This window comes from Maricaulis sp. (assembly GCF_048270095.1).
In the GTDB taxonomy this organism is placed as follows: domain Bacteria; phylum Pseudomonadota; class Alphaproteobacteria; order Caulobacterales; family Maricaulaceae; genus Maricaulis.
The window spans coordinates 84,828-90,827 of sequence record NZ_JBLWTL010000010.1 but is presented as its reverse complement, the minus strand read 5'-3'; the positions used below and the strand labels follow the sequence as shown (position 1 = coordinate 90,827).

At 61.7% G+C, this 6,000-nt stretch carries 5 protein-coding genes; 3 read left to right on the top strand and 2 right to left on the bottom strand.

The genetic code is table 11. From position 1 onward, the window contains the following. Nucleotides 1-167: 167 nt before the first annotated feature. Both ACN0YJ_RS08080 and ACN0YJ_RS08075 read right to left on the bottom strand, forming a co-directional pair. Nucleotides 168-1,940, bottom strand: a complete 1,773-nt coding sequence (locus ACN0YJ_RS08080) for an N-acyl-D-amino-acid deacylase family protein (RefSeq protein WP_417495881.1) — start codon at nucleotides 1,938-1,940, stop codon at nucleotides 168-170. Nucleotides 1,941-1,977: 37 nt separating this feature from the next. After that, nucleotides 1,978-2,910 carry a bile acid:sodium symporter family protein gene (locus tag ACN0YJ_RS08075; RefSeq protein WP_417495884.1) on the bottom strand — a complete coding sequence of 311 codons (933 nt, stop codon included), beginning with the start codon at nucleotides 2,908-2,910 and terminating at the stop codon, nucleotides 1,978-1,980. 297 nt (nucleotides 2,911-3,207) lie between these two features. Here ACN0YJ_RS08075 and ACN0YJ_RS08070 point away from each other — a divergent pair, with 297 nt between their 5' ends. The 3 genes from ACN0YJ_RS08070 (at nucleotide 3,208) to ACN0YJ_RS08060 (ending at nucleotide 5,509) form a co-directional block, all read left to right on the top strand. Next, nucleotides 3,208-3,690, top strand: a complete 483-nt coding sequence (locus tag ACN0YJ_RS08070; protein WP_417490144.1) for a winged helix-turn-helix transcriptional regulator — start codon at nucleotides 3,208-3,210, stop codon at nucleotides 3,688-3,690. Nucleotides 3,691-3,775: 85 nt separating this feature from the next. Beyond that, nucleotides 3,776-5,026, top strand: coding sequence for a parallel beta-helix domain-containing protein (locus tag ACN0YJ_RS08065; RefSeq protein ID WP_417495880.1), 1,251 nt, complete (start codon nucleotides 3,776-3,778; stop codon nucleotides 5,024-5,026). A 171-nt stretch (nucleotides 5,027-5,197) separates the two neighbouring features. Continuing rightward, nucleotides 5,198-5,509 carry a hypothetical protein gene (locus ACN0YJ_RS08060; RefSeq protein ID WP_417495879.1) on the top strand — a complete coding sequence of 104 codons (312 nt, stop codon included), beginning with the start codon at nucleotides 5,198-5,200 and terminating at the stop codon, nucleotides 5,507-5,509. Nucleotides 5,510-6,000 lie beyond the last annotated feature (491 nt).

Genomic DNA, 6,000 nt, shown 5'->3' with positions numbered 1-6,000 from the left:
ACCTGACAGGCCGATCCAAACCACCCCCGAAAAACCCCGCCAGCCGACCGCCATCACCCCAGCTCGCTCTCAGATGGAGCTAGGAATATGATCCGCTATCCAGAATCCCGGACAGTAGTGGACGAAAGTCAGGATGACTGTGAATCATGGATCTGGCTTTGGTTTGGCTACTCCGCCGCCGCCAGCACCCGACCAGCCCGATAAACCGTCCCCGGTTTCGCCCCCGTCAGCTTGCCATTCTCGATCACGACCTCGCCGGCGACGATTGTCGCGGTATAGCCGTTTGCGCCCTGCAGCAGGCGCTGGCCGCCGGCGGGGAGGTCCTGGACCATGTGGGGTGGTTCCATCTGGAGATTGTCGAGATCGATGACATTGATGTCGGCTTTCAGACCCTCGCGGATATAGCCGCGATCGGACATGCCGAGATAATCGGCCTGGGCACCGGTGAGCATGCGCACGACATGGGGCAGTGAGAGTTTTTCGCCGCGTTTGCGGTCACGCGTCCAGTGGGTGAGCATGTAGGTCGGCATCGAGGCATCGCAGACCGTGCCGACATGGGCGCCGCCGTCGGACAGGCCGTAGAGCGCCTGCGGATGCTGCATCATCTTGAGGACATTGTCGTAATTCATCTCGGTGTAATTATAGAGCGGCAGATAGATCAGCTCGTGACCGTCGCGCTCAAGCAGGGTGTCGTAGATCATCTCCATCAGCGAGACGCCCTTGGCGCGGGCCTTGGCGGCGAGTGAGCTGTCGGCGCTTTGCTCATAATCCGGCGGATTGCCGAGCTGGAAGAATTTCTCGGCGACGAAATCGATATGCTCCATCAGCATGTCGGCCAGCGGCGGCACCGAGGAGCCGGGACCGGCGAGTTTTTCGGTCTTCTCGCTGAGGATTTGCGCCTTGAACGCCGGATCTTTCATTCGCTTGACCCGCTCGGCCAGCGGCAGGTCGGCGATGGTCTTGTAGCTTGGATAGCCCATGAAAGGGTGGAAGGTGCAATTGAAGCCGAGGAAGACGCCGATAGCGCGCGGCGCCACCTGCATGCGGGCATCAACGCCCTCTTCCTTGAGGGTCTCGGTGCGCGCGATCAGCTTGAGCCATTGATCGGGCGCGAAATCGCGCTGCATCAGGGAGAAGGAGAAGGGCCGGCCCGAGGCCTTGGCATAATCGGCAATGATCGACCATTCCTCGTCGAAATCCTGTTCGCCGCGCTCGAGATTGAAATCGCTGACCGCCTGGACGACGCCGTAATCGAGACCGTTGAAGGCCTTCGCGATTCCGGTCAGTTCGGCGCGGGTGGCTTCGGATGAGGGTGTCCAGTCGCCATCGGCGCTCTTGTGGACGTCGGAGCGGCCAGTGGCGAATCCGATGGCACCCGCCTCCAGCGCTTCGCGCGTCAGGCGCTGCATCTCGGCGATATCCGCATCATTGGCCGGCTCGGAATGGATCGCCCGATCGCCCATGACATAAACACGCAAGGGGTCGTGGGGCAGCATGGCGGCGATATCGATGGTACGCGGCACGGCGGCCAGCGCGTCGAGATAATCGGGGAAGCTCTCCCAATTCCAAGTCAGGCCCTCCGCCAGCGCGGTGCCGGGGATATCCTCGACGCCTTCCATCAGCTTGATCAGCTTGTCGTGATCGGCTTCACGCACAGGCGCGAAACCAACGCCGCAATTGCCCATCACGGCCGTGGTGACACCATGATCAATCGAGGGACGCAGATCGCCGTCCCAGCTCGCCTGGCCGTCATAATGGGTGTGAACGTCGATAAAGCCCGGCGTGACGATCTGGCCCTTGGCGTCGATGGTGCGTTTCGCCTCGCCGATATCATGGCCGATGGCCGCAATACGCCCACCGGTAATGCCGATATCGGTCCACACGGCGGGTCCGCCAGTGCCGTCAAAGACCAGACCGCCCTCGATTTTCAGATCAAACATCACTTCATCTCCCCTGACGCTCAATTGGCCGCGTCGATTACATCGCTTCGTGTGCGTTACTCTTTTTCACCCGATCGAGGCCGCGGAACAAGCCCGCCAGCGCCCCGCCGGATATCAGATGCCAGATGCTCCAGGTCGCGGTCATCGCCGCGGCGCCGCCAATCCCGTCAAACTGGCTGAGCAGGATGAGCAGACCCAGCCCGCTATTCTGGATCCCGACTTCAAAAGTCAGGGCCCGCCGCCGGGCAATATCGAGGCGCAGGATCCGAGCCGAACCGGCCCCGAGCGCAAAGGCGCTGGCATTATGGATGATCGCGATTGGCACCACGGTCGCACCGGCGACGAGCAGGACATTCCAGTTCTGCTGCACCCCGACAGCTACCAGCAATACCAGCGAAAGCAGGGAGAGCGGAGACAGGAATTTGCGCATCTGCGCCGCCGTATCCGGGAATTTCGCCGCGACCAGCATGCCGACCGCCAGTGGCAGGGCCAGGAGCGAGAGGGTCTGAACCAAAAAAGGGATGACATCGACATGCAGCGTGTGCACGAGGGCAGCCGTTGGCGGGTAAAGGCTCGACCAGAACAGGATGGAGACCGGTGTCGCAATCGCCGAGCTGACGCTGGAAATCGCGGTCAACGAGACCGAATAGGCGGTATTGCCGCGCGCGAAATGGGTCAGGATATTGGAGACATTGCCGCCGGGGCAGCTGGCGACGATGATCATGCCCAGCGCCACGCTGGCCGGCGGCGAGATGACCAGGATCAGTCCCATCGTCACCAGTGGCAGGCCGAGGATCTGGGCCAGCACGCCACCTAGGATCCGCACGGGCTGGCGCCGGACGGCGTGGAAATCCTCCAGCCGCAAGGACAGCGCGACGGTAAACATCATCCCGATCAGGATCAGCGCGATGGCGCCGCGTATTTCGTCATTCAGGACAACCCTCAAGTCGTCAATCGCAACAGCTTCCATCAATACCGGCCCCGCTTCCCCGCTGATCCGGCAGTGTGCAGGGAAACGCCGGTCCGGCAATTGCTGACCTCAGCGCGCGTTACAGCCCTGTAACCTTTGGCGCGACAAAAAAGGTCGCCAAGATTGTCTGCCTCGCCTATCGTCCGTCCGCACACAGATAGAGGTCTGCACGGCAAACAAGCTTGCTGCTGCAAACGGTCGATTGGGCGACGGGATCTCAAAGGCTTCATCTGGCCTGGATGAGCGGTGTGCGATGAAAATGAATCCAGCACACCACGGTCTTTGGGGGACTGTTTCATGGGACGCAAACGATTTGACGAGATGCCCTGCGCGATCGCGCAAACCCTGAATCAAGTTGGCGATTGGTGGACATTGCTGATCGTCAGGGATGCCATGAAAGGCGCCCGCCGATTCAGTGATTTTCATGAAAGCACAGGCATCGCCAAGAATATCCTGACGGACCGGCTCAACAAGCTGGTCGAAAACAATATCATGGCGCGCGAGGAAGTCGGCGTGCGTGGTCACCGCCAGGAATATATCCTCACCCGGCGCGGCGAAGCCCTGCTCCCGATCCTGATCGCCATGCAGCAATGGGGCGATCAATGGGTCTATGGTGACGGCAATCGCCCGGTCGAGTTGATCGATATCCGTACCGGCGAGAAAATCGCGCCCCTGGCCGTTGCCAATGAGAGCGGCGCCGCGGTCACCCATCACGATATCGGTTCGGTGCCTGAGTGTGCTGCCGTAACAGAATACCGCGCAGCCAACGGCACGAGCTAGCCGGACGGCCCGGAGGCAGGGACAGCATCGACACAAGCGCCGTTCGCCGCTTATTCTGGATTGATAATCCGGGAGGGGATGTTGCATGTCCATGACCTTGAAGCGCGCAGGGCTTGTGGCGCTGGCTGCGGGACTGGCGGCCGGCCTGGCCGCGTGCGGCGGGCCCCGGGAACGCGATCTGGCCAGAGCTGACCGTAGTTATCAGAACCAGTTGATCGAACGCCTGATCGACGCCCGGCCCGGCGATGTGATTGAAATTCCCGAAGGCGTGTTTGCCTTCGACCGCTCGCTCAGCCTCACGGTTGACGGCGTCACCGTGCGGGGCCAGGGCCCTGACCGCACCATATTGACCTTCCAGGACCAGGTGCAGGGCGCCGAAGGCCTGCTGGTGACCGCCAGCGATTTCACGATTGAAAACGTCGCCATCGAGGACACGATCGGCGACGGGCTCAAGGTCAATGGCGGCGAGAATATCATTGTGCGCGGCGTCCGCGTCGAATGGACCGCCGGGCCACGGACCGAAAATGGCGCCTATGGCATATATCCGGTGCAGACGCGCGATGTGCTGGTCGAGGATTCCATCGCGATCGGTGCGTCCGATGCCGGCATTTATGTCGGCCAGTCCCGCAATGTCGTGATCCGCCGCAATCGCACCGAGCGCAATGTCGCCGGCATCGAGGTCGAAAACACGATCGGTGCCGATGTCTATGACAATGTCGCCACGGAAAATACCGGCGGCATACTGGTCTTCAACATGCCCAATCTACCCCAGCCCGGCTCCCGGACACGGGTCTTCAACAACCATATTTTCGCCAATAATACCGGCAATTTCGGCCATGCCGGGACGCCGGTCGCGAGCATCCCGGCGGGCTCGGGCATTGTCGTGAATTCCAATGATCAGGTCGAGATTTTCGACAATGATATATCCGACAACCGCACCGCCAATATCATCATCTCGAGCCTGCATTCGACGGGCTATTCCAGCTATTCGGTACAGGCAGATTTCGACCCCTATCCGGAGGGTATCTACATCCACTCCAACCGGTTTTCCGGGGGCGGCGATAATCCTGACGGGCTTGAATTGCAGGGTTTGAAACTCCTCGTCGCCGGACCGCTCGGCCGCATGCCGGACGTGTGGTGGGACGGGTATCAGGACGTGTCCAGGCAGGTCGATGGCGCGATGCCGGATGATCTGCGCATCTGTCTCGATAATGGCGAGGCCGAACTGGTCAATGCCGACGGTCCGAACGATTATGCCGCGCCGGCCATCACGACAGAACAGCACCGCTGCACCCTGCCCCGCCTTCCGGCCATCGAGCTCGCCTCGGCCCGCTGAGACGCCTGGCCATGGACCCGTGCGGCGCGGGCCTGATTGTGCGGCGCTGACCGAATTTCACCGGGCAGGCGAATTTCTCCAACCTCTTCTCTTGAGAGGCACCGCGGGCCGCGATAGAGTTGACGCCCATGGCGCGCCATCCCGGTCGCGCCAGTTCGGGGGAGAAACTTGATGACATTGACGATGATTGCAGCAGCCTTCGCCCTGCTGTCCACACCGGCCGAAACCCTGGTCGAGAACGCCTTGCATATCCAGGCGGGCGAGATGGCCTACACCACCTTTTTCGAAGCCGATGGCAGCTATACGACCGATATCGGTATCACTGGCACCTGGACCCTGGTTGATGGTGAAATGTGCGTTGTTCGCAGCACCGGCGAGAGCGGCTGCCAGCCGGTCGCCGATACGCTCGCTGTCGGCGATAGCTGGACGGGCACAAACCCGGCCACCGGCGCGACGGTGACCTATACGGTTGTGGCGCGCTAACGCATTTGCGCCGATCGCATTGCGCCGGCCCGCCCGGAAGTGTGGAACCTCGCAGGCCCGCCAGCCTGCGGGGTTTTTTTCATATCGCAGCAAACACTCTGCCAGTCTGTCACTCTGTCATTGCAGGGCTGCACCCCTGCCTGCACGGGCCAACAGGCCATGGCAGACCGCAAGACAGGGCCTGCCAGCCTGTCATCACCGGACCGGCCTGGCCGCACGATCGGGCCCGGTTGCAGACCCCGAACGGCCCGGACCGGTTCCCCTTGGATGGACGATGTCAAAGAGCAAAGCCCGACGATTATACCCGCACCGCGATGGGGGTGGACAAGCCAGCGGGCAGGTCCCGGTGCCGGCAAGGCAATGGCGCGCATCTACCGCCCTCCGCGAACGGGACACGCACCGGCGAAGCCGGACCGTGTCCCGGGGCGGTGTTTGAAAGCAATGACTCCGTGATGCAACCAATTGACTTCACAGGCGAACAGGCAACATGG

Excerpts from the sequence above, each read along its gene's own strand:
- ACN0YJ_RS08065 (WP_417495880.1), top strand. The coding sequence starts at position 3,776 with ATGTCCATGACCTTGAAGCGCGCAGGGCTTGTGGCGCTGGCTGCGGGA.
- ACN0YJ_RS08060 (WP_417495879.1), top strand. The coding sequence starts at position 5,198 with ATGACATTGACGATGATTGCAGCAGCCTTCGCCCTGCTGTCCACACCG.
- ACN0YJ_RS08070 (WP_417490144.1), top strand. The coding sequence starts at position 3,208 with ATGGGACGCAAACGATTTGACGAGATGCCCTGCGCGATCGCGCAAACC.
- ACN0YJ_RS08075 (WP_417495884.1), bottom strand. The coding sequence starts at position 2,910 with ATGGAAGCTGTTGCGATTGACGACTTGAGGGTTGTCCTGAATGACGAA.
- ACN0YJ_RS08080 (WP_417495881.1), bottom strand. The coding sequence starts at position 1,940 with ATGTTTGATCTGAAAATCGAGGGCGGTCTGGTCTTTGACGGCACTGGC.